This is a genomic window from Streptomyces sp. XM4193 (genome assembly GCF_023072595.1).
In the GTDB taxonomy this organism is placed as follows: domain Bacteria; phylum Actinomycetota; class Actinomycetes; order Streptomycetales; family Streptomycetaceae; genus Streptomyces.
Window position 1 is genome coordinate 37,551 of the sequence record NZ_JALLGK010000008.1, and the last position, 24,067, is coordinate 61,617.

Annotated in this window: 25 protein-coding genes; 15 read left to right on the forward strand and 10 right to left on the reverse strand. The window is 70.5% G+C overall.

Going from position 1 to position 24,067, the window contains the following annotated elements:
* Positions 1–16: 16 nt before the first annotated feature.
* Together MTQ01_RS19725 and MTQ01_RS19730 are read right to left on the reverse strand one after the other, a co-directional pair.
* On the reverse strand, positions 17–427 hold the full coding sequence (locus MTQ01_RS19725; RefSeq protein ID WP_247492022.1) for a VOC family protein: 411 nt from the start codon (positions 425–427) through the stop codon (positions 17–19).
* Positions 428–437: 10 nt separating this feature from the next.
* Positions 438–881: a helix-turn-helix transcriptional regulator gene (locus MTQ01_RS19730; RefSeq protein ID WP_247492023.1), complete on the reverse strand. Its 444-nt coding sequence runs from the start codon at positions 879–881 to the stop codon at positions 438–440.
* Positions 882–1,424: 543 nt separating this feature from the next.
* Between MTQ01_RS19730 and helR the strand changes: the two genes are divergently transcribed.
* From helR to MTQ01_RS19755, 5 genes are all read left to right on the forward strand, one after another.
* On the forward strand, positions 1,425–3,587 hold the full coding sequence (helR, locus tag MTQ01_RS19735; RefSeq protein ID WP_247492024.1) for an RNA polymerase recycling motor ATPase HelR: 2,163 nt from the start codon (positions 1,425–1,427) through the stop codon (positions 3,585–3,587).
* Positions 3,588–3,988: 401 nt separating this feature from the next.
* Positions 3,989–4,870, forward strand: a complete 882-nt coding sequence (locus MTQ01_RS19740) for a hypothetical protein (RefSeq protein ID WP_247492025.1) — start codon at positions 3,989–3,991, stop codon at positions 4,868–4,870.
* 188 nt (positions 4,871–5,058) lie between these two features.
* Positions 5,059–5,508: a helix-turn-helix domain-containing protein gene (locus tag MTQ01_RS19745; RefSeq protein WP_247492026.1), complete on the forward strand. Its 450-nt coding sequence runs from the start codon at positions 5,059–5,061 to the stop codon at positions 5,506–5,508.
* Positions 5,509–5,839: 331 nt separating this feature from the next.
* On the forward strand, positions 5,840–6,490 hold the full coding sequence (locus tag MTQ01_RS19750) for a hypothetical protein (RefSeq protein ID WP_247492027.1): 651 nt from the start codon (positions 5,840–5,842) through the stop codon (positions 6,488–6,490).
* A gap of 131 nt (positions 6,491–6,621) precedes the next feature.
* The gene (locus tag MTQ01_RS19755) at positions 6,622–6,960 is read left to right on the forward strand and encodes a DUF2516 family protein (RefSeq protein WP_247492268.1); all 339 of its coding nucleotides are present in this window, start codon (positions 6,622–6,624) and stop codon (positions 6,958–6,960) included.
* Positions 6,961–7,121: 161 nt separating this feature from the next.
* Here the strand turns inward: MTQ01_RS19755 and MTQ01_RS19760 are convergent, their stop codons facing one another.
* Positions 7,122–8,561 carry a SpoIIE family protein phosphatase gene (locus MTQ01_RS19760; RefSeq protein WP_308294418.1) on the reverse strand — a complete coding sequence of 480 codons (1,440 nt, stop codon included), beginning with the start codon at positions 8,559–8,561 and terminating at the stop codon, positions 7,122–7,124.
* A gap of 441 nt (positions 8,562–9,002) precedes the next feature.
* A complete protein-coding gene (locus tag MTQ01_RS19765) occupies positions 9,003–10,160 on the reverse strand; it encodes a C40 family peptidase (RefSeq protein WP_247492029.1) in 1,158 nt (385 codons plus the stop codon).
* Between the two features lie 396 nt (positions 10,161–10,556).
* Here MTQ01_RS19765 and pstS point away from each other — a divergent pair, with 396 nt between their 5' ends.
* The 4 genes from pstS (at position 10,557) to pstB (ending at position 14,748) form a co-directional block, all read left to right on the forward strand.
* Positions 10,557–11,690 carry a phosphate ABC transporter substrate-binding protein PstS gene (pstS, locus tag MTQ01_RS19770; RefSeq protein ID WP_247492030.1) on the forward strand — a complete coding sequence of 378 codons (1,134 nt, stop codon included), beginning with the start codon at positions 10,557–10,559 and terminating at the stop codon, positions 11,688–11,690.
* A gap of 176 nt (positions 11,691–11,866) precedes the next feature.
* A complete protein-coding gene (pstC, locus tag MTQ01_RS19775; protein WP_211040021.1) occupies positions 11,867–12,865 on the forward strand; it encodes a phosphate ABC transporter permease subunit PstC in 999 nt (332 codons plus the stop codon).
* Positions 12,862–13,938 (forward strand): phosphate ABC transporter permease PstA, encoded by a 1,077-nt coding sequence (pstA, locus tag MTQ01_RS19780; protein WP_247492032.1) that lies wholly within the window; start codon positions 12,862–12,864, stop codon positions 13,936–13,938. Before pstC ends, pstA begins: the two co-directional genes overlap by 4 nt.
* A gap of 33 nt (positions 13,939–13,971) precedes the next feature.
* Positions 13,972–14,748, forward strand: a complete 777-nt coding sequence (gene pstB, locus MTQ01_RS19785; protein ID WP_247492034.1) for a phosphate ABC transporter ATP-binding protein PstB — start codon at positions 13,972–13,974, stop codon at positions 14,746–14,748.
* A 180-nt stretch (positions 14,749–14,928) separates the two neighbouring features.
* Here the strand turns inward: pstB and MTQ01_RS19790 are convergent, their stop codons facing one another.
* Both MTQ01_RS19790 and MTQ01_RS19795 read right to left on the reverse strand, forming a co-directional pair.
* A complete protein-coding gene (locus MTQ01_RS19790) occupies positions 14,929–15,927 on the reverse strand; it encodes an inorganic phosphate transporter (RefSeq protein WP_247492036.1) in 999 nt (332 codons plus the stop codon).
* A 6-nt stretch (positions 15,928–15,933) separates the two neighbouring features.
* Complete coding sequence (locus MTQ01_RS19795) at positions 15,934–16,554, reverse strand: DUF47 family protein (RefSeq protein ID WP_211040017.1); 621 nt, start codon at positions 16,552–16,554, stop codon at positions 15,934–15,936.
* Between the two features lie 203 nt (positions 16,555–16,757).
* Between MTQ01_RS19795 and MTQ01_RS19800 the strand changes: the two genes are divergently transcribed.
* A complete protein-coding gene (locus tag MTQ01_RS19800; protein ID WP_247492037.1) occupies positions 16,758–17,129 on the forward strand; it encodes a metal-sensitive transcriptional regulator in 372 nt (123 codons plus the stop codon).
* A gap of 258 nt (positions 17,130–17,387) precedes the next feature.
* Here MTQ01_RS19800 and MTQ01_RS19805 read toward each other — a convergent pair whose 3' ends face one another.
* Both MTQ01_RS19805 and MTQ01_RS19810 read right to left on the reverse strand, forming a co-directional pair.
* Positions 17,388–17,687 (reverse strand): hypothetical protein, encoded by a 300-nt coding sequence (locus MTQ01_RS19805; protein WP_247492290.1) that lies wholly within the window; start codon positions 17,685–17,687, stop codon positions 17,388–17,390.
* A gap of 179 nt (positions 17,688–17,866) precedes the next feature.
* Positions 17,867–18,835 (reverse strand): hypothetical protein, encoded by a 969-nt coding sequence (locus tag MTQ01_RS19810; RefSeq protein WP_247492038.1) that lies wholly within the window; start codon positions 18,833–18,835, stop codon positions 17,867–17,869.
* 105 nt (positions 18,836–18,940) lie between these two features.
* On the opposite strand from MTQ01_RS19810, the gene MTQ01_RS19815 reads away from it, so the two are divergent.
* Positions 18,941–19,114: a hypothetical protein gene (locus MTQ01_RS19815; RefSeq protein WP_247492039.1), complete on the forward strand. Its 174-nt coding sequence runs from the start codon at positions 18,941–18,943 to the stop codon at positions 19,112–19,114.
* A gap of 449 nt (positions 19,115–19,563) precedes the next feature.
* Here the strand turns inward: MTQ01_RS19815 and MTQ01_RS19820 are convergent, their stop codons facing one another.
* A complete protein-coding gene (locus tag MTQ01_RS19820) occupies positions 19,564–20,394 on the reverse strand; it encodes a phosphatase PAP2 family protein (RefSeq protein WP_247492040.1) in 831 nt (276 codons plus the stop codon).
* 258 nt (positions 20,395–20,652) lie between these two features.
* Positions 20,653–21,615, reverse strand: coding sequence for a bifunctional lytic transglycosylase/C40 family peptidase (locus tag MTQ01_RS19825; protein WP_247492269.1), 963 nt, complete (start codon positions 21,613–21,615; stop codon positions 20,653–20,655).
* 143 nt (positions 21,616–21,758) lie between these two features.
* Here MTQ01_RS19825 and MTQ01_RS19830 point away from each other — a divergent pair, with 143 nt between their 5' ends.
* The 4 genes from MTQ01_RS19830 (at position 21,759) to MTQ01_RS19845 (ending at position 23,994) form a co-directional block, all read left to right on the forward strand.
* Positions 21,759–22,067: a hypothetical protein gene (locus MTQ01_RS19830; RefSeq protein ID WP_211040012.1), complete on the forward strand. Its 309-nt coding sequence runs from the start codon at positions 21,759–21,761 to the stop codon at positions 22,065–22,067.
* A gap of 106 nt (positions 22,068–22,173) precedes the next feature.
* Positions 22,174–22,821, forward strand: a complete 648-nt coding sequence (locus MTQ01_RS19835; protein WP_247492041.1) for a class I SAM-dependent methyltransferase — start codon at positions 22,174–22,176, stop codon at positions 22,819–22,821.
* A gap of 127 nt (positions 22,822–22,948) precedes the next feature.
* Positions 22,949–23,218, forward strand: coding sequence for a DUF397 domain-containing protein (locus MTQ01_RS19840; protein ID WP_247492042.1), 270 nt, complete (start codon positions 22,949–22,951; stop codon positions 23,216–23,218).
* 62 nt (positions 23,219–23,280) lie between these two features.
* The gene (locus MTQ01_RS19845; RefSeq protein WP_247492043.1) at positions 23,281–23,994 is read left to right on the forward strand and encodes a hypothetical protein; all 714 of its coding nucleotides are present in this window, start codon (positions 23,281–23,283) and stop codon (positions 23,992–23,994) included.
* The last annotated feature ends 73 nt before the right edge of the window (positions 23,995–24,067 follow it).

Below are 24,067 nucleotides of genomic sequence, written 5' to 3' on the forward strand. Positions count from 1 at the left end.
ACCGGCACTCGTCGGGTCACTCCACTTCCTGGATGCGGATCATGTTCCCGGCCGGGTCGCGGAGCGCGCAGTCCCGCACTCCCCACGGCTGGTCGGTCGGCTCCTGGACGATGTCGACGTCCTTCGCCTGGAGCCGGTCGAACGTGCCGTTCAGATCCTTGGTGGAGAGAAGGAGACTCGCGTACGTGCCCTTCGCCATCATCTCGCCGATGACCCGCTTCTCCTCCTCGGTGATGCCCGGGTTCGCACCGGGCGGGTCGAGGACGACGTTGATCTCGGGCCGCCCGACGGGGCCGACGGTGATCCAGCGCATCCCCTCGTAGCCGACGTCGTTGCGCACCTCGAAGCCGAGGACGTCGCGGTAGAAGCCGAGCGCCGCCTCCGGGTCGTTGTGCGGCATGAAGCAGGAATGAATGTTGATGTCCATGCCTGTCAGGCTATGAGCGCTCCGTCGGCCGCGCTTCTCGATTCCTGATCGGTCTGGTGACCTGCTTCGCGACGCACGCCGGAATGCCCGCGGCCTCCCCGCCCGCCTCCCGCCGATAGCTGCTCGGCGACATCCCGACCAGCTCGGTGAAGCGCGTACTGAACGTACCGAGCGAGGAACACCCGACCTCGAAGCACACCTCGGTGACACTGCGATCCCCCCGCCGCAACAGCGCCATCGCCCGCTCGATGCGGCGGGTCATCAGATACGAGTACGGCGACTCCCCGTACGCCTCGCGGAACCTGCGACTGAGGTGGCCGGACGACATGTGCACGCCCCGGGCCAACGCCTCGACGTTCAACGGGCGGGCGTACTCCCGGTCCATCCGGTCGCGCACGCGCCGCAGCAGCACCAGCTCGCGCAGCCGGGCTTCGTCGGCGGGTGAGGCAGTCATCCGGAAATCGTGCCACCCACCACCGACACCGCCCACCGCCCACCGCCCACGCTGCGGGGCGGGACGGGACGGCCCCGGGGAGACGGACGCGAGGAGATCACCGGCGGCCGGGCACACAAGGGCCGGTACGGGCAGACGGCCGCACACGGCACCGGCACGGGGAGACCGAGAACGGGCCCGGACACACGCAGGCCAGCACACACGCGGGCCCCGGAAAACGCGGGCCCCGGAAAACGAAGAGGCAAGGGGCTCACCGCCTCCTTGCCACTCTCAACGTATAGCGCACAGGGGGGCTTGCGGCAAGACCCCCCTCATGCCGCAAAATCGCCGACCTGAGCGAAATCACCGCGGTACGCCGTTCCTTCCGCTTCATCCCGTTCACCCCACTCCTCCCCTGCCCCTGCTCTGCCCTGCCCGCCCCCGCCCCTGCTCTTCCTTCTCCCCGCCCTTCCCCCTCCTGCCGCCTGCCGCCTGCCGCCTGCCGCCTGCCGCCTGCACCACACCGCCGTTCCGCCCGCCGCGTCCACTCCCGGAGACCGCCCCGTGAACTCCCGCACCACCAGCGCTTTCGACCTCCCGGCCCGCCGGGCCGCCAAGTCCGACCCCGCCCTGATCGGCGGGGACGAACGCCACTTCGAGGCTGTCGCGGCCACGCTGCGGCGCTCCGTCGCCGAGTTGAACGAACAACTGGACACCGTCCGCCGGGCGCCGGGCGGCGCGGGCCGTTCTGCGATGGACCGCGACATCGAGGTGTACCGGCTGACCGCCCGGCTGCGCACGCTGCAACGCTTCGGGCTCGATCTCTGCCTCGGTCGGATGGTCGGCGCGGACGACGAGGAACCCGTGTACGTCGGACGGCTCGGACTGACCGACGGCGACGGCCGCCGGCTGCTGGTCGACTGGCGGTCGCCGGCAGCCGAACCGTTCTTCGGCGCCACCCACGCACAGCCGATGGGCCTGCACAGCCGTCGCCGCTACCGCTGGACCCACGGCCGGATCAGCGACTACTGGGACGAGGTCTTCGCCGCGGACGGGTTCGAGGGCCACGCCGCCCTGGACGACCAGTCCGCCTTCGTCGCGAGCCTCGGCGAGGCGCGTTCGCCGCGGATGCGCGATGTGCTGGGCACCATCCAGGCCGACCAGGACTCCGTCATCCGCGCCGGTTCGCGCGGCGCGCTGGTCGTCGACGGCGGACCCGGCACCGGCAAGACCGTGGTGGCGCTGCACCGCGCCGCCTACCTCCTGTACTCCGACCCACGGCTGGGACACCGGCGCGGCGGAGTGCTGTTCGTGGGGCCGCACCAGCCGTATCTGGACTACGTCGCCGATGTGCTGCCGAGCCTCGGCGAGGAGGGCGTGCAGGTCTGCACCCTGCGCGATCTGGTGCCGGAGGGCGGCGCGGCGGCGCCCGAACGCGACCCGGAAGTGGCCCGGTTGAAGTCCTCGGCGGAACTGGTGCGGGCCGTCGAACCCGCCGTCCGCCTCTACGAGGAGCCACCGAAGGAGGGACTGGAGATCGAGACCGAATGGTCCGAGCTGTGGGTCGAGCCAGCGGACTGGGCGGTGGCGTTCGAGGCCGGCGGGCAGGGCGTCCCGCACAACGAGGCGCGCGAGCCGATCCTCGAGGAACTGGTCGCGCTGCTCGTCGAGAAGGACGGGAGCGACGCGCCGCCCGAGGCACTGCGCGCCTCACTGACCCGCAACCGTGAACTGCGCGGCGCGCTCGCCCGCGCCTGGCCGCTGCTCGTCCACACCGACCTGGTCGGCGACCTGTGGACCGTGCCGGCCTACCTCCGGATGTGCGCTCCGGGCCTCTCGCCCGAAGACGTACGGAAGTTGCAGCGGCCGGACGCCCACGCCTGGACGGAGTCCGACCTGCCGCTGCTGGACGCGGCCCGCCGACGCCTCGGCGACCCGGCCGCCTCCCGGCGCCGAAGCGCACAGCGGGCCGCGGCCGGTGCCGAACGGGCGCGGATGGCCGAGGTGATCGACAGCATCGTCGAGGCCGACGCCGACGGGGAGGGCGCGGTGACGATGCTGCACGGCCAGGACCTGCGCGACTCCCTGGTCGACGACGCAGCCGTCCCGGACGCCGAACGGGACCCGCTCGCCGGTCCGTTCGCCCACATCGTGGTGGACGAGGCGCAGGAACTCACCGACGCGCAGTGGCAGATGCTGCTCCAGCGCTGCCCCTCGGGCAGTCTCACCGTCGTCGGCGACCGCGCCCAGGCCCGGCGCGGCTTCACCGAGTCCTGGCAGGAACGGCTGGGCCGCGTCGGCCTCGACCGGGTGCGGCAGACATCGCTGACCATCAACTACCGCACGCCGAAGGAGATCATGGCGGAGGCCGAACCGGTCATCCGCGCCGCCCTCCCGGACGCCAACGTGCCGGTCTCGGTCCGCGCCGGCGGCGTCCCCGTGCGGCACGGCACGGTCGACGAACTCCACACGATCGTGTCCAACTGGCTCGCGGAGCACGAAGAGGGCACCGCCTGCGTCATCGGCGATCCGACCCACCCGGACAGTCCACGCGTACGGTCGCTGACACCGGAGTCCGCCAAGGGGCTGGAGTTCGACCTCGTCGTACTGGTCGCACCGGAGCGCTTCGGCCCGGGCACCGAGGGCGCCGTGGACCGCTACGTCGCCATGACCCGCGCCACCCACCACCTCGCCCTCCTCACCACCCCACCCCAGCCCCAGCCGTAACAACCCCCGAGCGTCCTCGACGTGAGCGGGAAGTCGGCAACCTGCCCTCCCGGCCCGGACCTTCTTGAGTTCCGCGCGCAAAGTCCGTGCCGAAATCGCCTCTCCCAGAAGGAGTCGGACCCCCTCTCCCGGGAGGGCGTCCGGATTCCTCACTCGGCCCGTGCACATGCAGGGATTGGGGCCACGAAGGCACGGCGGGGGGCAGCAGCCGTGACGCTCGACTCTCGACGCGACCCGTCGAAGGAGGGCAAGAAGAAAGGGGCAGTGGCCAGAACTGGCGAGTGCCCCTTTAAGTCTTTCAGGAGATTAACACGCCGGCAGAGAGCTCCACTACGGTACTCGGCGTGAACGCATCATCACACCATGCATCCAGTGTCTATGCGCGGCACACGCTGGCACGCATGATCGACTACTTCACCGACGAAGGCACTCCTTGGGCCCGCAGATTGTGGGACATCGGGTCAGTGTTGGCGCTGGAGGAACTGTGGGAAGCCGGCGCCTGGGAAGCCCAGGGCGTTCTGTCACCTGCGGCCTGCGCCTGGCAGCGTGCCGAACTGCGCACCCTCATCGGCCCGGACCGAGGACTGGGCGAGCGTGAACTCCGCAAGGAGATCACCGTGCTGCTGAGCGCCCCTCTGCCCGACCCGAGTCCAGCCAGACGCCGCCTGCGGGAGATCGTCGACCACTCGCGCGCTGGCTATCTGGAGCGCTGGACCGCCGCCGTCACCGACTGCAGTCACCCCGGACCCGAGCGGTTCTCACGCACCATTGTCGCGCATCTACTGGACCTGGGGTACAGCGCGAGTCACCTACTGACGTGGGCACAAGGTCTGTACGCAGAGCGAGCGGACACAGTCGGCATCGCCGAAAGCGCCGCCGCCCTCGCGCGATCCTCGCCCCGCTCGTTCAACGTCCTGGTCGCCCTGCACAGCGTTCCACAGCGAGATCTTGCTGAACCATTGGCGAACTGGATGCCGAAGGGGAAAGTGACCGCCTGGCTTCGCGAACACGGATACGACACCGCCGGCATTCGGTCCGGCGGTGGATTCCTGTACCGGTTCACCGCACTGGATGCCTATGGAGCCGCCGAGCAGGCTCGCCAGATGATCGAGCGCATGGTCGCCCGATCCTCGTTTCTGCGCCGGAATCGTGGGGGCATCCTCCCCCTGCCGCACATCTGGGTAGCGGGACACCCACGACCGACCCCCGTCACCCCGCCGGCCAGGGGCGCCGATGTACTGACGACCTGGCCGCGCGCGCCGAAGTCGCTCTGCGCCTGGTAGGCGGCGAGACGAGGTTGCCCGTCGTACAGCTTCTCGAACCGGCGCACCCGTGAACGCACCCCCTTCCGCAGGGTCCACCACGCCAACCATCACCCAGCCCTGCCTCCCAACGAGCCCTCGACGTGAGCGGGGACACTTTTGCAAGCAGGCGCTTGCAAAAGCTAGCAAGGTTGGGGCACGGTAGGGACATGGCTTCACTTCACCCCGGAGACATCGGCGAGTTCCTGCGGGAGCAGCGGCGCAACGCCCAGCTCTCGCTGCGGCAGCTCGCCGACGCGGCCGGGGTGTCGAACCCCTACCTCAGTCAGATCGAGCGGGGTCTGCGCAAGCCGAGCGCGGACATCCTCCAGCAACTCGCCAAGGCGCTGCGGATATCCGCCGAGACCCTGTACATCAGGGCCGGGATGCTCGACGAGCGCGACCGGGACGAGGTCGAGGTCACGGCCGCGATCCTCGCCGACCCCTCGATCAACGAGCAGCAGAAGCAGGCGCTGCTCCAGATCTACGCCTCGTTCCGCGCACAGAACGAGGCCGGCGGTGCGGAGTCGGCCGACGGGCCGGCGCCGCAGGACCGTGCCGCGAAGTCGCCCACCGCGGCGGGCGGTTCCGGCCCGACGTCCGGGCCGGACGCCGGCTAGCCCGGCCGGAGAACGACAGCGGCACGGGCACAGGCGCGGGGCGGCGCGGGGCGGACAACTGCACACGGCGTGCGGCGAACCGGCCGAGCCGGCGCGGCCACGGCGGTACGACCGCACCGGCGGCGCTGCCGAAGACGTCGACACGGCAGGCACGGCAGACACGGCAGGCACGTCGACAGACCGAGCACGACAGGTACGTCGGCAGGAACAGAGCACGACAGGTACGACCGAGCACTTCAGCAGGACCGAGCACCACACGGCGCACGGCAAGACACGGTCACACGGCACACCACGGCAACACAGCCAGCGAGCTGTCCGGGAGGAACCACAGATGCCCAGCACCACCGACTTCCGCAAGACCCTCACCGACCCGACCCCGCTCTACTTCGCCGCCGGTGTGATCGAGAAGGTCCGCGCCGAGGCCCCCGAGCGCATCGCACAGGTGCGGGCGACCGACCCGAAGGCCGTGCAGGAGCGCGTCCAGGGCGTTCTGGCCAACCTGGACGCCGACCTCAGGAAGCTGCGCGACCAGGCTCAGCACTTCGCGCTCCAGGGCGTCGGGTACGCCGCCGAGTACGCGGTGAAGGCCAAGGAGGGCTACGACTCCCTCGCCGAGCAGGGCAAGAACGCGGTGGAGAACTGGCGCGACCAGGGCGGCACCGCCGACTCCGTCACCTACGAGACGACCATCGAGCGCGAGCCGGTCACGGTCGCCGACAAGGGCACCGCGTCGCAGGACCGCGGCGAGACGAAGACCGCGCCCAAGAGCAGCACCGCCGGCACCGCGTCCAAGAGCACCACCGCCAAGAGCACCTCGAAGGCCGCGCCGAAGAGCACCGCCAAGACCTCGGCCGCGTCCTCCGCCACCTCCTCGAACGGTGTGTCGGCGAGCACCTCCGCGACCGGCGCCGGCGGGAGCCGGAAGACCACCGCGAAGAAGTCGGCACCCCGCAAGTCCGCGGCCCCGAAGTCCGACTCCTGACGGAGCCGCGGCGCGAAGCCGACAACCGAAGAGCAGCAGCGGGGCCGGGCAAGCAGGTGTTTGCCCGGCCCCGTCTGCGAGTAGCGTGGACGTAACGTACGCACGTTTCTGTGAGCAGGGTGGTGGCCGGAGTGCTGTTGCAGGGTTTCAACGACCTGTTGTTTTTCGTCTATCTGGCGATGCTGGTCATGGCCATCTTCTGCCTGGTGGACGCCCTGCTGCGGCGGGATGACGCCTTCGTCGCCGCGGACAAGAAGACCAAGAGCTTCTGGCTGATCATCATGGGCGTGACGGTGGCCGTGCACCTGTTCATCCCGTTCTTCTTCCTCAAGATCATCGGCCTGATCGCCAGCATCGTCTACATCGTCGACGTGCGCCCCGCGCTCATCCAGGTCGGCGGCGGCCCCGCCGGCGGGCGCAGGGGCAGCAGCAGCGACGGCCCGTACGGTCCGTACAACGGCGGTCGCTGACACGGCAGTTCCGAGCCCGGGCCCGGCCCGTGCGGCAGCCGGGGACGGCAGCTCGCACGGCAGCCGGGCCCCTGCGTTTCAGCGCCCGGCACCGCCGAGCGCTACGGCCGGTCAACGCGTCAGCCGGTCCGGTCAGCGAGTCAGCCGGTCGGCCGGTCCGGTCAGGCGGTCGCGCCGTCGTCGGTTCGACGGGCGGGGGCACGGCCCAGCAGCAGTACCGCGAGGTCGTCGGACTGCTCCCCGCCGTTGAGGCGGCAGACGTCGCCGACCAGTCCGTCGAGGAGTTCCTGACCGCACCGGCCCTCGGCGACTCCCCGCCCGACGAGCCCCAACATCCCGTCCTGGCCGAGGCGTTCGCCCTCCGGCCCGGTACGGCCCTCGATCAGCCCGTCGGTGTAGAGCAGCAGGCTCCACCCCTCGCCGAGCCGTACCCGGGTGTGCGGCCACTGCGCCTGCGGCAGCAGGCCGAGCGCCGGTCCGGCGAGGTCCTCGCGCAGCAGCCGCGGCCCGCCCTCGGCGTTGGCGAGTACGGGCGCCGGGTGTCCGGCGAGCCAGACGGTGGCCTCCGTTTCCTGCGGCGCGATGTCGACCATGCACAGGGTCGCGAAGATCTCCTCGCTGGCGCGCTCGTGCTCCAGCACCCGCTGGAGGGTGCCGAGCAGCTCCGCCCCGAGGATGCCCGCGAAGACCAACGCGCGCCAGGCGATGCGGAGTTCGACGCCGAGCGCCGCCTCGTCCGGGCCGTGGCCGCAGACGTCGCCGATGACCACGTGGACCGTGCCGTCGGCGGTGCGGACGGTGTCGTAGAAGTCGCCGCCGAGCAGGGCCCTGGAGCGGCCCGGCCGGTAGCGGGAGGCGAAGTCCAGCCCGCTGCCGTCCAGCAACGGGGTGGGCAGCAGCCCGCGTTCGAGCCGCGCGTTCTCCTGGGCCCGCAGCCGGGACTCGGAGAGCTGGCGCTGGGCGAGGTCGGCCCGTTTGCGTTCGACGGCGTAGCGGATGGCACGGGTGAGCAGTCGGGCGTCCAGCTCGTGCCGGAAGAGCTGGTCCTGTGCCCCGATCCGTACCGCCTCGGCGGCGCGGTCCGCGTCGTCCTCGCCGGTCAGCACGAGTACGGCCTGTCGCGGCGCCATCCGCAACACCTCGCGCAGCACGTCGAGATCGCCGGTGGCGAGGTCGAGCAGGATGCAGTGGACGTCGTCGGTGAGCAGGCGTTCGGCCTCGGTGAGGTTGCGCGCGGTACGGACCCGCACCCGGCCGCCGCCCTCCCCCTCGGTGTGCAGCAGATCGGGCAGCGAGGCGGCGCCCGAGGGGTCGCCCTCGATCACCAGCAGCGTCTCCGCCTGGCGGGGCAGCAGGCCGGAGGCGGTCGCCGGCCGGTCCTCGGCCCCGTCGGGCCACGGGCCGGGCGTACGGCCGCGGGTGGGGGCGGGGACGAGGGCAGCGGTGGCCGTGCCCGGAGCGCCGTCCGCCCGGGGAGCACCCGAGGCGTCGGCGTCCGTCGCCGCGGCCGAGCCGGGGGCTCCGCCGGGCGCGGTGTGCGCGGTCCGGTCCTCGCGCGTGCCGTGGGCACCCGGCACGTCGCCGCCCGCTGGCAGGGGCATCGCGTTGTCCTCTTTCCCTCCCCCGAGGGGCACCGGCACCCGGCTCGTCGCGGGTGCCTCGTTCATCCTGGGGGACCATACCGGCCGGGGCGCCGCCGGTGGAACGGTCGCGCGCATCGTTTGCGGCACACAGCGGGGGCATATGCGGGCAGGTCGCCCCGAGTCGTTCCGCAGCCGCGGCGACAGGCCCGGCCCGACCGTTCGGGGACGTACCGGCCGGGAGGGGCGCCGCTGCGGGCTCCCGGCGCGGGAACGGCCGGTCCGCGCACCACCTGCGGCAACCCCCGTGCCCCGACTGCCCGTTCGGGCCCCGACCACCGACCGTCGACGGCCGCCCACTGGCCACCGACCAGCGACCGCCCACCGTCCACTGGTCACCGAACCGGCGTCGACAGCCGGGTCACCGAACCCGAACCACCGGGCCGCCGAGGCGGGCCGGGGTTACGCGTCGGGTCGGACGACGCCCTTGATCGGCAGCACCCCCACGCCCTCTATGCGTATCTGACGGCCGGTGCGGGGCGCGTGCACCATGGTGCCCTCGCCGACGTACATCCCGACGTGGCTGGCGTCGCCCTTGTAGATGATGAGGTCGCCGGGCCGCATCGAGGTCAGCTTCACCCGGTCCAGGCCGGCCCACTGCGCCTGCGAGGTGCGGGGTATCCGCAGGCCCGCCGACTCCCAGGCGCGCAGGGTGAGACCGGAGCAGTCGAAGGTCCCGGGGCCCGTCGCCCCCCACTTGTAGTCCTTGCCGATCTGGTCGAGCGCGAAGGCCAGCGCCCGCTTGCCCTTCTTGGACGCCTTGGCGGTGATCTCCTCCAGCACGCCGCTGCGCAGCCACTCCAGCTGGCGACGGTGGGCCGCGTCGTCCTCCAGGTCGAGCAGCAGCTCGCGCTCCTCCTCGGCGAGGTCCGCCTCCAGCTTCTCGGCCTTCTTCAGCTTGGCCTGGATCTCCTTCTTCGCCGAGGCGCGCTTCTTGCGTCCCGCCTCCAGCTTCTCCCAGTGCTCTGCGGCCTTCTTCGCGGAGCCCCGGAGCGACTTCTGGGTGCTGTCCAGCCGGTTGATGACGCCCTTGGTCGCCTGCTGGCCCTTGTAGAGCAGGCCGACCGAGCGCAGGAACTTCTCGGGGTCGCGTTCGAGGGTGAAGCGGCTGCTCACCGGCAGGCCGACACCGCGGTACTGGGCCCTGGCCATGGCGCCCGCACGGTTGCTGAGGTTCTGCAGTCGGCCCTCGTTGTTCTCGATCTTCCGGGCCAGATCGGCGATCGCCTTCTCCTGCTTCTTCACCTTCACCGCGGCGGCGTTGTACGCGTCGGTCGCCGAGCCGGCCTGGTCGTGGAGCTTGTCGATCTCCTTGCGGACCTTCTGGAGCCGCTTCGCCAACTCGGGGTCGATCTCCACCGGTTCGTCGGCGTCGTCGGCGTCGGCGTCGGAGCCGGGCCCGGACTCTCCGGCGCCGTTCTTCGGGTCGTCGGCCGGAGGGCTCGGGTCGCGGGTGCCGGGGGGCGGCGAGGGCTCCGCGTGTGCGACCCCTCCCGACGGTCCCGCCGGAACCAGCAGTACGGCCAGAGCGCAGACCAGGACTGTCCCCTTGCGGATCACCGACGGCTCCCCTCCCCCGCGACGGGGGCGACGGCGCGACAACCCCCGCGCGGATCGTGTCATGTCGCAGGAGAATCCGACAGGGACGGCCGTGGACCGCGACAGTTCCGGGACAAAGGCACGCAGCGTCGTACACCACCGCCCGGAGGCCCGATGCAGTACCGCAACCGAGGCAACTGCACCGTCCGCCGAGGTTCACCTCGCGTTCACTCTCGACGGTCGGCGGCTTCACTTGATCTGCCTAATTTCGGCAGTACGGAGTGCGCGTCTCGCGCTTTCAGCGACGTTCACGCCCCCTAGCTGATGAATGAGCACCCAGGACCGCGAGGTCCGAACCCACTCAATATCGTCCGCTTGCCGTCCCCACTCGGCGGGCTCAGGAAGGAACTGAACCAAGTGAAGCTCCAGCGCAAGAACCGGCTTCGCGCCCTGTCTGTCAGCGCTCTCGCGGTCACCAGCGCCCTGGTGCTGTCCGCCTGCGGTTCGGACGACAACACCGGGGGCGGCGGCTCCGAGGGCGGCCAGAAGGACGCCGGGGCCGCGGACATCAAGTGTGACGGCGACGGCAACCTCATCGCCTCCGGCTCCAGCGCGCAGAAGAACGCGGTGGACGCCTGGGTCCAGGCCTACCAGCAGGCGTGCTCCGGCACGAAGATCAACTACAAGGCCACCGGATCCGGCGCGGGCATCCAGGAGTTCCTCCAGGGCAAGACCGCGTTCGCCGGTTCGGACTCGGTCCTCAAGGAGGACGAGGTCGCGCAGTCGGCCAAGGTCTGCAAGTCCGGCAAGGCCGTCAACCTGCCGCTGCTGGCCGGACCGGTCGCCATCGGCTACAACCTCTCCGGTGTGGACGACCTCGTCCTGGACGCCTCGACCCTCGCCAAGATCTTCGACTCGAAGATCACCAAGTGGGACGACGCGGCCATCAAGAAGCTGAACCCCGACGCCGACCTGCCCTCGACCAAGATCCAGGCGTTCCACCGCTCGGACGAGTCGGGCACCACCGACAACTTCACCAGCTACCTCGCCGCCGCGGCGTCGAGCGACTGGAAGCACGAGCCCGGCAAGGCGTGGGCCGCCAAGGGCGGCCAGTCCGCCGACGGTTCCGCCGGCGTCGCCAGCAACGTCAAGCAGACCGAAGGCGCCATCGGCTACTTCGAGCTCTCCTACGCCACCGGCAACAACATCCCGGCCGTCCAGCTGGACACCGGCGCCGGCGACCCGGTCGAGGCCACGGTGGAGAACTCCTCCGCCGCCGTCTCCGCCGGCAAGGTCGTCGGCAAGGACGGCGACCTCGCCATGGAGCTGGACTACGCGACCAAGGAAGAGGGCGCGTACCCGATCATCCTGGTCACCTACGAGATCGCCTGCGACAAGGGCAACAAGGCGGAGACCCTGCCCGCCACGAAGTCCTTCCTGAAGTACGCGGCCAGCGAGGACGGCCAGAAGCTCCTCGCCGACATCGACTACGCGCCGATGCCGGAGGAGATCATCACCCAGGTCCGCAAGGCCGTCGACAGCCTGGCCTGACCCGGCCGGTCGGGGGCCGTCAGCCCACAGCCCGCTGACGGCCCCCGCGCCACGCCGCGCGGCAGCCCGCGGCCTCCGCGCCCGCCACGCACAACCCCCACCACCCATCCGGTGCACCGCCGCCAGAGTCCGCCGCACTTCCCCGTCGGCGAGGCTCGCACCAGACCGGAGAAACCATGGAAACTGGCTCCACAAAGACCACCCCGCCGCCGGGCTCGCAGGATCCGGCGGCCGAGGGCGGTCCCAAGTCCGCCAAACGTCCCGGCGACCGGATCTTCCTCGGTCTGTCCAAGGGATCCGGAATCGTCCTGCTCGCGATCATGGCCGCGATCGCCGTCTTCCTGACCTGGCGCGCCGTGATCGCCCTCGGCGAGAACGAGGGCAACTTCCTCACCACCTTCGAGTGGAGCGCCAACAGCGATCCGCCCGTGTTCGGCATCGCGGTGCTGGCCTTCGGCACCATCGTGAGCTCGATCATCGCGATGCTCCTGGCCGTACCCGTCGCCGTCGGCATCGCCCTGTTCATCTCGCACTACGCCCCGCGCAGGCTGGCCGGCCCGCTGGCGTACGTGATCGACCTGCTCGCCGCCGTTCCCTCGATCGTGTACGGCCTGTGGGGCGCGCTCTTCCTGGTCCCGCACCTGGCCGGCCTCTACGAGTGGCTGGACGACTACCTCGGCTGGACCGGGATCTTCGAGTACGGCGGCGGCGCCCCGCGCTCGCTGTTCACCGTGGGCATCCTGCTGGCGATCATGATTCTGCCGATCGTCACCAACGTCTCCCGCGAGGTCTTCAAGCAGGCCCCCAAGATGCACGAGGAGGCCGCGCTCGCACTCGGTGCCACCCGCTGGGAGGTCATCCGGATGTCGGTGCTGCCCTTCGGCCGCTCCGGCGTCATCAGCGCCGCGATGCTCGGCCTGGGCCGTGCGCTCGGCGAGACGATGGCGGTCGCCACCGTGCTCTCGCCGAGCTTCGTCATCCACGCCTCGCTGCTCGACCCGGGCGGCGGCACCTTCGCGCAGAACATCGCCGCGGCGTTCAAGGAGGCCGGTGACATGGGCCGCAACGCCCTGATCGCCTCCGGCCTCGTCCTGTTCGTCATCACCCTGGTGGTCAACGGCGCGGCCCGACTGATCATCGCCCGCCGCAAGGAGTACTCGGGGGCCAACGCATGAGCAACACCGTTATGGACAAGCCCCCCGTGAACTCGTCGCTGCCGCCCACCACGCTCAAGCAGCCGAGGCTGCCGCGCTGGGCACCCGTCGGGATCGCGCTGGTCTCGCTCGGTCTGGGCACGGGCCTCGGCCTGGTGGCCGGCTGGGAGAGCCAGGTGCAGTGGGGCCTGATCGCCGCGCTGCTCTACCTGCTGATCACCTACGTCCTCACCACCACCATCGAGGGCAAGCGGCAGGCCAAGGACCGGTTCGCCACCAGCCTGGTGTGGACGTCCTTCCTCATCGCCATCGTCCCGCTGGCCTCGCTGATCTGGGAGACCGTCGCCCGCGGTTCCAAGGTGGTCGACGGGTACTTCCTGACCCACTCCATGTTCGGCGTGCCGAACATGTCCGAGGGCGGCGGCATCTACCACGCCCTGGTCGGCACCCTCCAGCAGGTCGGGATCGCCACGGTCATCTCGGCACCGATCGGTCTGCTGACCGCGATCTACCTGGTCGAGTACGGCACCGGCAAGCTCGCCAAGGCCGTGACCTTCTTCGTCGACGTGATGACGGGCATCCCCTCGATCGTCGCCGGTCTGTTCGTCCTCAGCTTCTGGATCATCATCCTGGACTTCGGCTACAGCGGGTTCGCCGGTGCGATGGCGCTGTCGATCCTGATGATGCCGATCGTCGTGCGGTCCACCGAGGAGATGCTCAAGCTCGTACCGAACGAGCTTCGCGAGGCGTCGTACGCGCTCGGTGTGCCCAAGTGGCGCACCATCCTCAAGGTCGTGCTGCCGACCGCGATCGGCGGCATCACCACGGGTGTGATGCTGGCGGTGGCCCGTATCGCCGGTGAGACCGCCCCGGTCATGCTGCTGGTCTTCGGCTCCCCGTCGATCAACACCAACCCCTTCGAGGGCGAGCAGTCCTCGCTGCCGTACTTCATCTTCGAGCAGTGGGGCGCGGGCAACGACCCCAGCTACGACCGCGCCTGGGGTGCGGCTCTCGTGCTGATCGCCCTGGTGATGATCCTGAACCTGGCCGCCCGCGGGATCGCCCGCTGGAAGGCACCCAAGACCGGCCGCTGACCGGCCACGAAGAAGCAGAAGTGAGTGATTGACATGGCCAAGCGCATCGACGTCAGCGGCCTGACCGCCTTCTACGGCAGCCACAAGGCCATCGAGGACATCTCGATGACCGTCGAACCCCGCTCCGTGACGGCCTTCATCGGCCCGTCCGGCTGCGGCAAGTCCACCTACCTGCGCACCCTGAACCGGATGCACGAGGTCACCCCCGGCGGCCGCGTCGAGGGCAAGGTGATGCTGGACGGCGAGAGCCTCTACGGGCCCGGGGTCGACCCGGTGGCCGTGCGGCGCACCATCGGCATGGTCTTCCAGCGGCCGAACCCCTTCCCCACGATGTCCATCTACGACAACGTCGCCGCCGGGCTGAAGCTCAACGGTCTGACGAAGAAGTCCGAGCTGGACACGGTCGTGGAGAAGTCCCTCAAGGGCGCCAACCTCTGGAACGAGGTCAAGGACCGGCTCAACAAGCCCGGTTCGGGTCTCTCCGGCGGTCAGCAGCAGCGGCTGTGCATCGCCCGCGCCATCGCGGTCGAACCGCAGGTGCTGCTGATGGACGAGCCCTGCTCGGCGCTCGACCCGATCTCCACCCTGGCGATCGAGGACCTGATCGGTGAGCTGAAGGACCAGTTCACGATCGTCATCGTGACGCACAACATGCAACAGGCCGCGCGTGTCTCCGACCGCACGGCGTTCTTCAACCTCGCGGCCATCGGCCAGCCCGGCAAGCTGATCGAGATCGACGACACGGAGCGGATCTTCTCCAACCCGTCCGTCCAGGCCACCGAGGACTACATCTCCGGCCGCTTCGGCTGAGTGGTTCCGCGACCGCCGGTCGCGCACACGTCTGCGGTGCTGCATGGCGGTGCCACCGCAGGCAGAGGGCCCGCCCCCGTTCGATCCGGGGGCGGGCCCTCGTGTTCACCGACACGCGGCGCGGTGCCTGTGGTGTGGCGTGACGCGGTGCCCGAGACGCGATGTGCGCGGAAGGCTACGTCAGCCGAAGGCGAGGTTGACGATCCAGAAGCTGACGGCGGCGACCGCAGCGGCGGCGGGCATGGTGATGAACCAGCCGGCGACGATGTTCTTGGCGACGCCCCAGCGGACCGCCTTCACCCGCTTCGTGGCGCCGACACCCATGATCGCCGAAGTGATCACATGCGTGGTCGAGATGGGCGCGTGGAACATGAAGGCGCTGGTGTACATCACCGAGGCCGCCGTCGTCTCCGCGGCGAAGCCCTGCGGCGGGTCCAGCTCGATGATCCGCCGGCCCAGGGTGCGCATGATGCGCCAACCGCCCGCGTACGTACCGGCCGAGAGCATCAGCGCGCAGGCGATCTTCACCCACACCGGGATCGCGTCGCCCTCCTCCTCGACGCCGGCGATGACCAGCGCCATCACCACGATGCCCATCGTCTTCTGGGCGTCCTGGAGACCGTGACCCAGCGCCATGCCGGCGGCCGAGACGGTCTGGGCGATGCGGAATCCGCGCTGGGCCTTGTGCGGGTTGGCGCGACGGAAGATCCACATGATCGCCGTCATCACCAGATAGCCGATCAGCAGACCGACCAGCGGGGAGAGGAACATCGGAATGACGATCTTCTCCAGCACGCCGGACCAGTACACGGTGCTCGAACCGGCCAGCGCCGCACCGACCATGCCGCCGAAGAGCGCGTGCGAGGAGGAGGACGGCAGGCCGAAGTACCACGTGATCATGTTCCAGGTGATCGCCCCCGCCAGCGCGGCGAAGAGGATCATCATGCCCGTGGAACCCGTCGGCGTCGCGATCAGGCCCTCACTGACCGTCTTGGCGATGCCGCTGCCCATGAACGCGCCCGCGAGGTTCATCACCGCGGCCATCGCCAGCGCCGCCCTGGGAGTCAGGGCGCGGGTGGAGATGGAGGTGGCGATGGCGTTCGCGGAGTCGTGAAAGCCGTTGGTGTACGTGAAGAAGAGCGCGACGCCGATGACGACGACGAGAGCGAGGGTGTCCACAGCGGGTCAGGACTCCTTGACGGCGATGGTCTCCACCGTGTTCGCCACGTGCTCGAACGCGTCGGCGGCCTCCTCGAGGACGTCCACGATCTGCTTGAGCTTCAGCACCTCCATGGCGTCGTACTTGCCGTTGAAGAGGTACGCGAGCAGCTTGCGGTGGATCTGGTCGGCCTGGTTCTCCAGGCGGTTGACCTCGATCCAGTACTCGGTGAGGTTCTCCATGGTGCGCAGCTGCGGCATCGCGTTCGCGGTCAGCTCGGCGGCTCGGGAGAGCACCTCGATCTGCTGCTCGACTCCCTTAGGGAGCTTGTCGATCTGGTACAGCACGACCAGGTCGACGGCCTCCTCCATGAAGTCCATGATGTCGTCGAGCGACGAGGCCAGCCGGTAGATGTCCTCGCGGTCGAAGGGCGTGATGAAGGAGGAGTTGAGCTGGTGGAAGATCGCGTGGGTCGCGTCGTCCCCCGCGTGCTCCGCCGCCCGCATCCGTTCGGCGATCTCGGCGCGCGCGGAGACGTCCGCCCCGAGCAGTTCCATCAGGAGCTTGGAGCCTGTCACGATGTTGTCCGCGGAGGCCGCGAACATGTCGTAGAAGCTCGTCTCCCTGGGGGTCAGACGAAAGCGCACTGGATTTCCTCGGGGTGCATGGGCGTTGGTCTCGTTGATGCTAGGCGCATCATCCAGCCACTGCGAAGTGGCGTTCCCCAGTGTCACCCATCGAATCCGCGGCGGACCACGGGCCCCGACGTACCGGATCGGCGACGGACGGCGAATCGGTACCATATACCCAGCTGGGGTATATCCCCAGGAGTTGACTCCAGGAGTACCCCATGACGACCACCGAGCCCGAGAGCGCCGCGAACGCGGGGAGCGACGCACCGGCCGCCTGCCACCAGGCCCCAACCACCGCCCCCGCAGGGCCACATGGGTACACCGCGAACAAGGACGCGCACCTCAAGAGGTTGCGCCGGATCGAGGGCCAGGTCCGCGGCCTGCAGCGGATGGTCGACGAGGACGAGTACTGCATCGACGTGCTGACCCAGGTCTCCGCCTCGACCAAGGCGCTCCAGTCCTTCGCGCTCCAACTCCTGGAGGAGCACCTGCGACACTGCGTCGCCGACGCGGCCACCAAGGGTGGCGAGGAGATGGACGCCAAGGTGGCGGAAGCCACAGCGGCGATCGCCCGCCTCCTGCGCACCTGACCACCCACCGGGGCCGTTTCGCAACTCTCCGCACGCGATCACCAACAGAGGGTCGTCGAGCGTGAGTTGGGGCACACAATCACCGAATCCTGGCCACCCGGCATTCACCCCAAGCCCGCACCAACCCCGTGGCCACCGCCCACCGCGGGCACGGCGAACCCGAGGTGGGGACAGGCGAAGGGGTGCCGGGCACCTTCCGTCCACCGAGCCCGAAGTCGGCCGAAAACCGCCCCTCGGGACCGCCCGCGGGAGACCGCGTCAGCGGTCGGCACCGCCGGCGGGCTCCCCGGCGAGCAGCACCTCGTCTATCCGGTCCCGGCTCAGCCGGTCCTCCGGCTCGGCGGCGGCAGCGATGATCAACTCCCCGTACAGCTCTATCTCGGCGAGCGCCTCGTGCTCGTACGGGTTGTACTCCTCGGCCGACGACGTCGAGGCGGCCGTCCCGGCCGACGAGGTAGTCCCCTCCGTTCCCGCCGCCTCCCCCGCGGCGGCGAGGCCGGTCGGCGCACCCGGCCCGAAGGGGGTGAACACCCTTGTCGGCGGCCCGTGTTGTCCCACCCTGTACCCCCTCGACCTCTGCGCTCGGCGCAACCGCACACGTCCCGTGCACCGGCGTACGCCCCCGGGCGGCGCGACGAGCGGCGCCGGGACGCGAGCGACGCCTCCCCTGGCAGGCATGCCGGTTTCCCAACCATCAGAGTAGGAAGGTCCGATACCCGCCCGCACGGCTTTCGGGGTTATTGACGCCCGCGTTGCCCGCCCTGTCCGGTTTCGACGGCCTGTCCGTCCGCCTCGGAGGCCACGATCCGCCCGGTGTAGATGTCCGCGCGGCGCGGCATGTCCACCCGCACCGGCGAACCGAAGCCGTACAGCACGGTGGTCGAGTCGACCCGCACCCCGCGCCCCTCGCTGTTGTCGAAGACGAACTCGTGCCGGACCTTCCTCGGTCGCCCCTCGCTGTCCAGATAGGCGTCGAAGGGGACGAGGGTGGTCGAGAAGCCCTTGGCCGCGGCGGTGAGCTGGGCCCGCATCGGCGCGGTCGCTCGCCTGGCCGCGGCGACGAGGTCCGTGGTGCCGCGGTAGTGCCGCACTCCGACGCCGTCGAGATCCAGGCTTCCGACATAGCTCACCCCTCCGGCCCCGCGCAGCAGCTCGGTGGCGCTCAGCGGATCGGTGACGCCGCCGGTGACCAGATTGCCGTCGCTCAGCTCCGAGGTGTCCACCCGTACCCACTTGTCGGAGGGAACGCCGGCGCCGCGGTTCTTCATGTACAGCAGACCGGGCTTGATCACCTCGGTCACCGGAAGGCGACCCGCGTCCGGCAGGACGACCGTCAACTCCCCCACTCCGGCGCGGTAGTCGAAGCCGCCGGTGGCGCGGATCGTCAGCCGGGTGCCGCCGCTGTCCATCTCCATCGCCGTACGCGCCCTGGAACTCCCGGTGCGGACGAGCACGTCCGCGGCGGAGCGGATCGCGTCCGTCGCCTCGGAGGTCTCCGCGCCGCCCGAGGCGCCGGTGCCGCCCGACGGCTGCGGCGACGGGGCGGTGACCGGTGCCGCGTCGTCGCGCGGGCCCCCTCCGTCCCGCGCGGTGCACGCCGTCACCGTCAGCACGGCGGCCAGCACCGCGGCCGGTACGGCGGTCGCGACCGCCCACGGGCGCGACCGGGGGCCGGCCGTCCGGCTCGTATCAGCCCGTCCGACCATCTCAGAAGTCCCCCCAGCCGACCGTACGCACCTCACGAGCGGCCTAACGAGGGGTCGGGCGGACCGTCACGTTCCGGCCGACGCGCCGCCCGGTACCGTGGTGACGTGCCCCAGGAGCCCGACCGGTCGGAGTTGACTGTGCCCTCCGAGCATCAGCTCGCCACCGCGGAGAACGGCCCGTTCACCCACGCCTGCTGCAGCTGCGGCTGGCGCGGCCCCGCCCGGCGCGCCCGGTCCAAGGCCCGGGACGACGCACAGGAGCACGTCGGCACCGTCTGACCCGCCACGCACCTCCCGTCGGTCCGCCGCGCACGGCCGGCCGCACCCGACCGCGCCGCCGCAGGCCCCGGTACGTTCCGGTACTCCCTCGCGCACGGAAGGCACGCGTCGCTGTCCGGGAGCACGGGCCTCCCCGGGTTCGACACCGCGCGACGGCCCGGCGGCGCGTCTCGACCGGGAGCCGGATCACGCACCCGCGCCTGCGCCGCAGGCCCCGGGCAGGACGGGTCCGGGTGCCGCGGAGCCGGGCGCAGCGGGTCCGGGTGCCGCCGAGCCGGGCGGGAGACAGCTGTGGCGGGCAGCGCGCCGCGGGTGCGGTGCGCTGCCCGCCACAGACGCGGTCGGTGCGGGCCCGGCGCGGGCAGCCGCGCGAGTGCGCCGCGGGTACGGGCCTCGGGCCGCGGGCCCGAGCCGGTTTCCGTCGGACGGCCGGGCGGGCCGGACCTCCGTCAGACGACTGCGTCGCGGTGCTTCTCCGGCGCCGATCCGCCCGCCGTGCCTTCGCCGCCCCGGCCGCGCGCACGCACGCCGCGCCGACCGCGACCGGACCGGCCTCCGCCGGCCGGACGGTCCGCGGAGCCCGCCGGCGACGACTCGTCGCCGTGCGGCCGGCCGCCGCCCTGGCCGCGGTCCTCGCCGTTGCGCTCGGCGTTGCGGGCGCGGGCGGCCTCCGCACGCGGGCAGGTGATCAGCCAGCCGCCGCGCGGCGAGGCGGCGACGGCCCGGGTGAGCGGGGTGAGCAGCATCATCGCGAGCGGCGCCAGCAGCAGCACCACCGCCGTACCGAGCGCCACACCGCCGACGACGTCGGTCGGGTAGTGGACGCCGGCGTAGATCCGGCCGAAGCCCTGGAAGAGGGCGAGCAGTATCGCCACCGCGCCCCAGCGGCGGTTGACCATGAAGATGCCGACCGCCAGCGCCATCGTGAGCGCCGAGTGGTCGCTGACGAAGGACCACCCGCCCTTGCCCTCGACCAGCACGTTCAGATCGGGATGGTCGACCAGCGGGCGCGGTCTCTCGACCAGCTCGCGGATCGGGTAGTTGGCCGCGTACGCGGCGACGGCGCCGAGCGGCGCCCAGAGCAGGCCGGCGACCGCCGTGACGGATCCCGGCCGCTGTCGTGCGGTCCACCAGGTCCACAGGCCGAGGGCCATGAGACCGAAAATAACGCCGTACTCGCTCATGAAGCCCAGTACGGAACTGACCCACTCCGGGGTCTGCTCCGACCAGCCGTTGACGCGGTACAGCAGGTCGACGTCGGGGTCTTCCCAACCAGCCATGTGACGACCCGTGCCCTTCACACCTTGTTACGCGTACAGCCGGTACGCGCGTCCGACCCCCGTGATTGAGCGTGGCGGTGGTCCCGCGCCACGTACTGGCAACGGGACGGCCTCGTCCGACGTTCCGCCTCCGCCGGAAGATCACCCGGATGTTACTGAAGGGTGACACGTACATTGTCCGGCCGACACTGCTGTCCAGTCCGGCCGGGTGACGTCCTCACACGGCCGGCTGCCCTCATGCAGCGGGACTGTCCCGCGTCAACCGGCAGTTGGCCGGGTGGCGCCGAAGTAGTCCGGTGTGTCGATCGGATCGAAGCGGATGACCGCTCCTGTGTACGGTGCGTCGATCATATAGCCGCCGCCGACGTAGATGCCCACGTGATAAATCTGCCGGCTGTCCTTCAGGTCGTGGCTGAAGAAGACCAGGTCTCCCGGGAGCAGTTCGTCGCGGGCGGGGTGCGGCCCGGTGTTCCACTGGTCGTTGGCGACGCGGGGGATCTCGACACCGACGTCCGCGTACGCGGCCCTGGTCAGCCCCGAGCAGTCGAAGCGGCCGTTGTCGCCCGGTCCGCCTTCGCCACCCCACAGGTACGGAGTACCCAACTTCCCCTGTGCGTAGTCGATCGCGCCCGCGGCCTTCTTGGAGGGGTCGACCCGCGAGGTCGGCGCCGCGAAGCTCTTCTCGCCCTCGCGGATGACCTTCACGTAGTTCTGCGTCTCCTTGTAGGGCGGTATGCCGCCGTACTTGATGACCGCGTAGGAGCCGGCGTTGTAGGCGGCGAGCATGTTGTCCGTGTTGTCGCCCGGCACGTCCTCGACGTATCCGGCGATCTTGCAGTCGTAGGAGGCCGCGGAGGGGATCGCGTCCTCCGGGTCCCAGACATCGGCCTTGCCGTCGTTGTTGGCGTCCATCCCGTGCGCCGCCCAGGTGCCCGGGATGAACTGGGCTATGCCCTGCGCCTCGGCGGGCGACTGGGCACGCGGGTTCCAGCCGCTCTCCTGGTACAACTGGGCCGCCAGCAGCGCCGGGTTGATGGCGTCGCAGAGGTTTCCCCACTTCTGGACGAGCGCAGAGTACTGAGCGGGCACGGAGTTCTTCGCCAGGGCGACCGACTTCCCGCCGCCCCCGCCCAGTTGGGTGGCGGCGCTGTACGTGCCCACCACGAGCAGCGCCATGAACCCGAGCACCATCGTGAAGCCGACTCCGGTCGCCACCCACATCTTCCGCACCCCCCAACCATCCCATCTCGTGGCAGAATTCAAGAAGGGTTACTCATATGAGAGGGCCTCGGACACGGTCGGCCACCATCGGCCGTCCGGATCTGACGGACACCCAACACATCTTTCTGGGGCGGTGAGTTCACATGTTTCTGGCGGCTGACGAGGGCGACATCAACACCATCATCGGCGGAATCGCCCCCGACTGGGGTCCGTTCGGGTCGCTCGGCACCGAGGCGCGCGTGATGATCGAGGTGGTGATGGCGATCGCCATCCTCATCTGTCTGGGCATAGCGATCTGGGGAGCGGCCAAGCAGCGCATCGGCGCCACTGCCCTGCGCGACACCTTCAGCGCCGAGCAGGGCAAGGGCCTGATCGTCGCCGGTCTGGCGGGTGTGTTCATCATCGGCTCGCTCGGCACCGTCTTCACCATCGTCTACGGTATGGCCGTATAGCTGACCCTCTGTCACTTCTGTTGGGTTCGGCGGTGTTTGGGCCACGGGGTTTCGTCCGGCCCGCCGTCGCACCCGGTGACCCCCGCGCCGAACGGAGCACAACGCCGTGCAGATCGTGAACCCGGCCCTCGACGACTACCTGAACGACCACAGCAGCCCGGCCGACGAGCTGCTGCGGGAGCTCGCCGAGGAGACCAGGAGGGCGCTGCCGGACAGCGCCCAGATGCAGGTCTCCCAGGACGAGGCCGCGCTGCTGACCATGCTCACCCAGCTCACCGGCGCCCAACTCGCCGTCGAGGTCGGCACGTTCACCGGGTACTCGTCCATCGCGATCGCCCGCGGCCTGGCGCCGGGCGGTCGCCTGATCGCCTGCGACGTCAGCGAGGAGTGGACCTCGATCGCCCGCCGCTACTGGGAGCGGGCCGGCGTCGACGAGCGCATCGACCTGCGGATCGCACCGGCCGCCGACACCCTGCGCGCGCTGCCGGCCGAGGAGACGGTGGACTTCGCGTTCATCGACGCCGACAAGGTCGGATACCCGGTGTACTACGAGGAGTTGGTCACCAGGCTCCGGCCCGGCGGGCTGATCGCGCTGGACAACGTGCTCCAGGGCGGGCTCGTGGTGGACGAGAGCGAGCAGAGCGAGTCCGTGCGGGCGATCCGCGCCGTCAACGACACCATCGCGGCGGACGAGCGGGTCAGCTGCGCGATGCTGCCCGTGCGCGACGGCGTGACGCTCGTCCGCAAGCTCTGACGACGGGCCCCGGCCGGCCCCCGGTGCCCCGCGGGGTGCACCGCGGGGCCCGTGCGCGCCGTACACGGACCCGGTGCGAACCCGGACGGGCTGCGGGCGCCGGTGGTGCGTCCGTAGCCTGGGCCCCATGACGACACCCCCCGACCCGGGAGCGCTGGAGTGGATCCGCGCCTCCGACGATCCCTCGCAGGAGTGCTTCGAAGTCGCCGCGGGCGAGGGCGGGTTGATCCACATCCGGCAGAGCGACGAGCCCGAGCGGATCGTGACGACGACGAGGGCCAAGTGGCGGGCCTTCGTCCTCGGCGTGCACAACGACGAGTTCGACCACTTCGTCCGGGAGGGGCCCGGGAGGGCGACCGGAGGCGGTGCCGGCGGGGCGCACACGGACGGGAGTTGAGACCTCCGGCCCGACCTCGACGAGGAGGTCGGAGATTTTACGGTTCCATTAAGATCCCGCACATGCGAATCACTCGAACACTCGTCGGCGCCGTGGCTGTCGCCGTGCTGGCGGTCGGCTGCGGAGGAAGCGGGTCCGGCGACGGCACCGAGCCCGGTGGAAACGCCGCTTCCGGCTCCGGCGGAGTGGACGAGGGCGACGAGGCGCAGACGGACGGCGGCGAGAGCGAGGAGCTGCCGGTCAAGATCGACGCTCCGGTGGAGGAACTGCTGGAGGACCGTCCGAAGATCAGCCCCGAACCGCCCCGGGACGCCTCGGAGACCGAGCGAGTCGTGCACGACCTGCGCGAGAAGACGCTGGCCATGGCCGGTGTCGAGGGCAGGACGGCGGGCTCCTGCGCGGGCGGGGACGTCACCATGAAGGCCGGCGCCACCACCACCTGCACGGTGACCTACGAGGGCCTCAAGGTGCCCTGGGAGGTCACCATCAGCGACCGGTACGAGCCCGGCAGCTTCGTCTTCACGTACCAGGCGAAGCCGCTGATGGGGCTGCTGACCGCCAGGGGCGTGGGCGGCGAGTTCTTCAAGCAGCAGAACCGGCGCGGCGTCGACCGGGTGCAGTGCAGCGAGATCCCGGACGCGGAGCTCGTCGAGCTCAACGTCCAGACCGAGCACCGCTGCCAGTACCCCCTCGACGAGGACGGCGAGGAGCGGTGGAGCGTGCGCGCGGTGGAGGTCCAGCCCTCGGGCCTGAGCTTCGGCCTGCCCCGCGACTGACACCGCCCCGCAGCCCGGCGGTGCTGGCAGTCCCGGCGGTGCTGGCAGCACCGCCGGCCCCGGCGGCCGATTC

Coding starts and splice junctions, on each gene's coding strand:
- MTQ01_RS19725 (WP_247492022.1), bottom strand. CDS start 427: ATGGACATCAACATTCATTCCTGCTTCATGCCGCACAACGACCCGGAG.
- MTQ01_RS19730 (WP_247492023.1), bottom strand. CDS start 881: ATGACTGCCTCACCCGCCGACGAAGCCCGGCTGCGCGAGCTGGTGCTG.
- MTQ01_RS19740 (WP_247492025.1), top strand. CDS start 3,989: ATGATCGACTACTTCACCGACGAAGGCACTCCTTGGGCCCGCAGATTG.
- MTQ01_RS19745 (WP_247492026.1), top strand. CDS start 5,059: ATGGCTTCACTTCACCCCGGAGACATCGGCGAGTTCCTGCGGGAGCAG.
- MTQ01_RS19750 (WP_247492027.1), top strand. CDS start 5,840: ATGCCCAGCACCACCGACTTCCGCAAGACCCTCACCGACCCGACCCCG.
- MTQ01_RS19760 (WP_308294418.1), bottom strand. CDS start 8,561: ATGCCCCTGCCAGCGGGCGGCGACGTGCCGGGTGCCCACGGCACGCGC.
- pstC (WP_211040021.1), top strand. CDS start 11,867: ATGGAAACTGGCTCCACAAAGACCACCCCGCCGCCGGGCTCGCAGGAT.
- pstA (WP_247492032.1), top strand. CDS start 12,862: ATGAGCAACACCGTTATGGACAAGCCCCCCGTGAACTCGTCGCTGCCG.
- pstB (WP_247492034.1), top strand. CDS start 13,972: ATGGCCAAGCGCATCGACGTCAGCGGCCTGACCGCCTTCTACGGCAGC.
- MTQ01_RS19800 (WP_247492037.1), top strand. CDS start 16,758: ATGACGACCACCGAGCCCGAGAGCGCCGCGAACGCGGGGAGCGACGCA.
- MTQ01_RS19810 (WP_247492038.1), bottom strand. CDS start 18,835: ATGGTCGGACGGGCTGATACGAGCCGGACGGCCGGCCCCCGGTCGCGC.
- MTQ01_RS19820 (WP_247492040.1), bottom strand. CDS start 20,394: ATGGCTGGTTGGGAAGACCCCGACGTCGACCTGCTGTACCGCGTCAAC.
- MTQ01_RS19825 (WP_247492269.1), bottom strand. CDS start 21,615: ATGTGGGTGGCGACCGGAGTCGGCTTCACGATGGTGCTCGGGTTCATG.
- MTQ01_RS19830 (WP_211040012.1), top strand. CDS start 21,759: ATGTTTCTGGCGGCTGACGAGGGCGACATCAACACCATCATCGGCGGA.
- MTQ01_RS19840 (WP_247492042.1), top strand. CDS start 22,949: ATGACGACACCCCCCGACCCGGGAGCGCTGGAGTGGATCCGCGCCTCC.
- MTQ01_RS19845 (WP_247492043.1), top strand. CDS start 23,281: ATGCGAATCACTCGAACACTCGTCGGCGCCGTGGCTGTCGCCGTGCTG.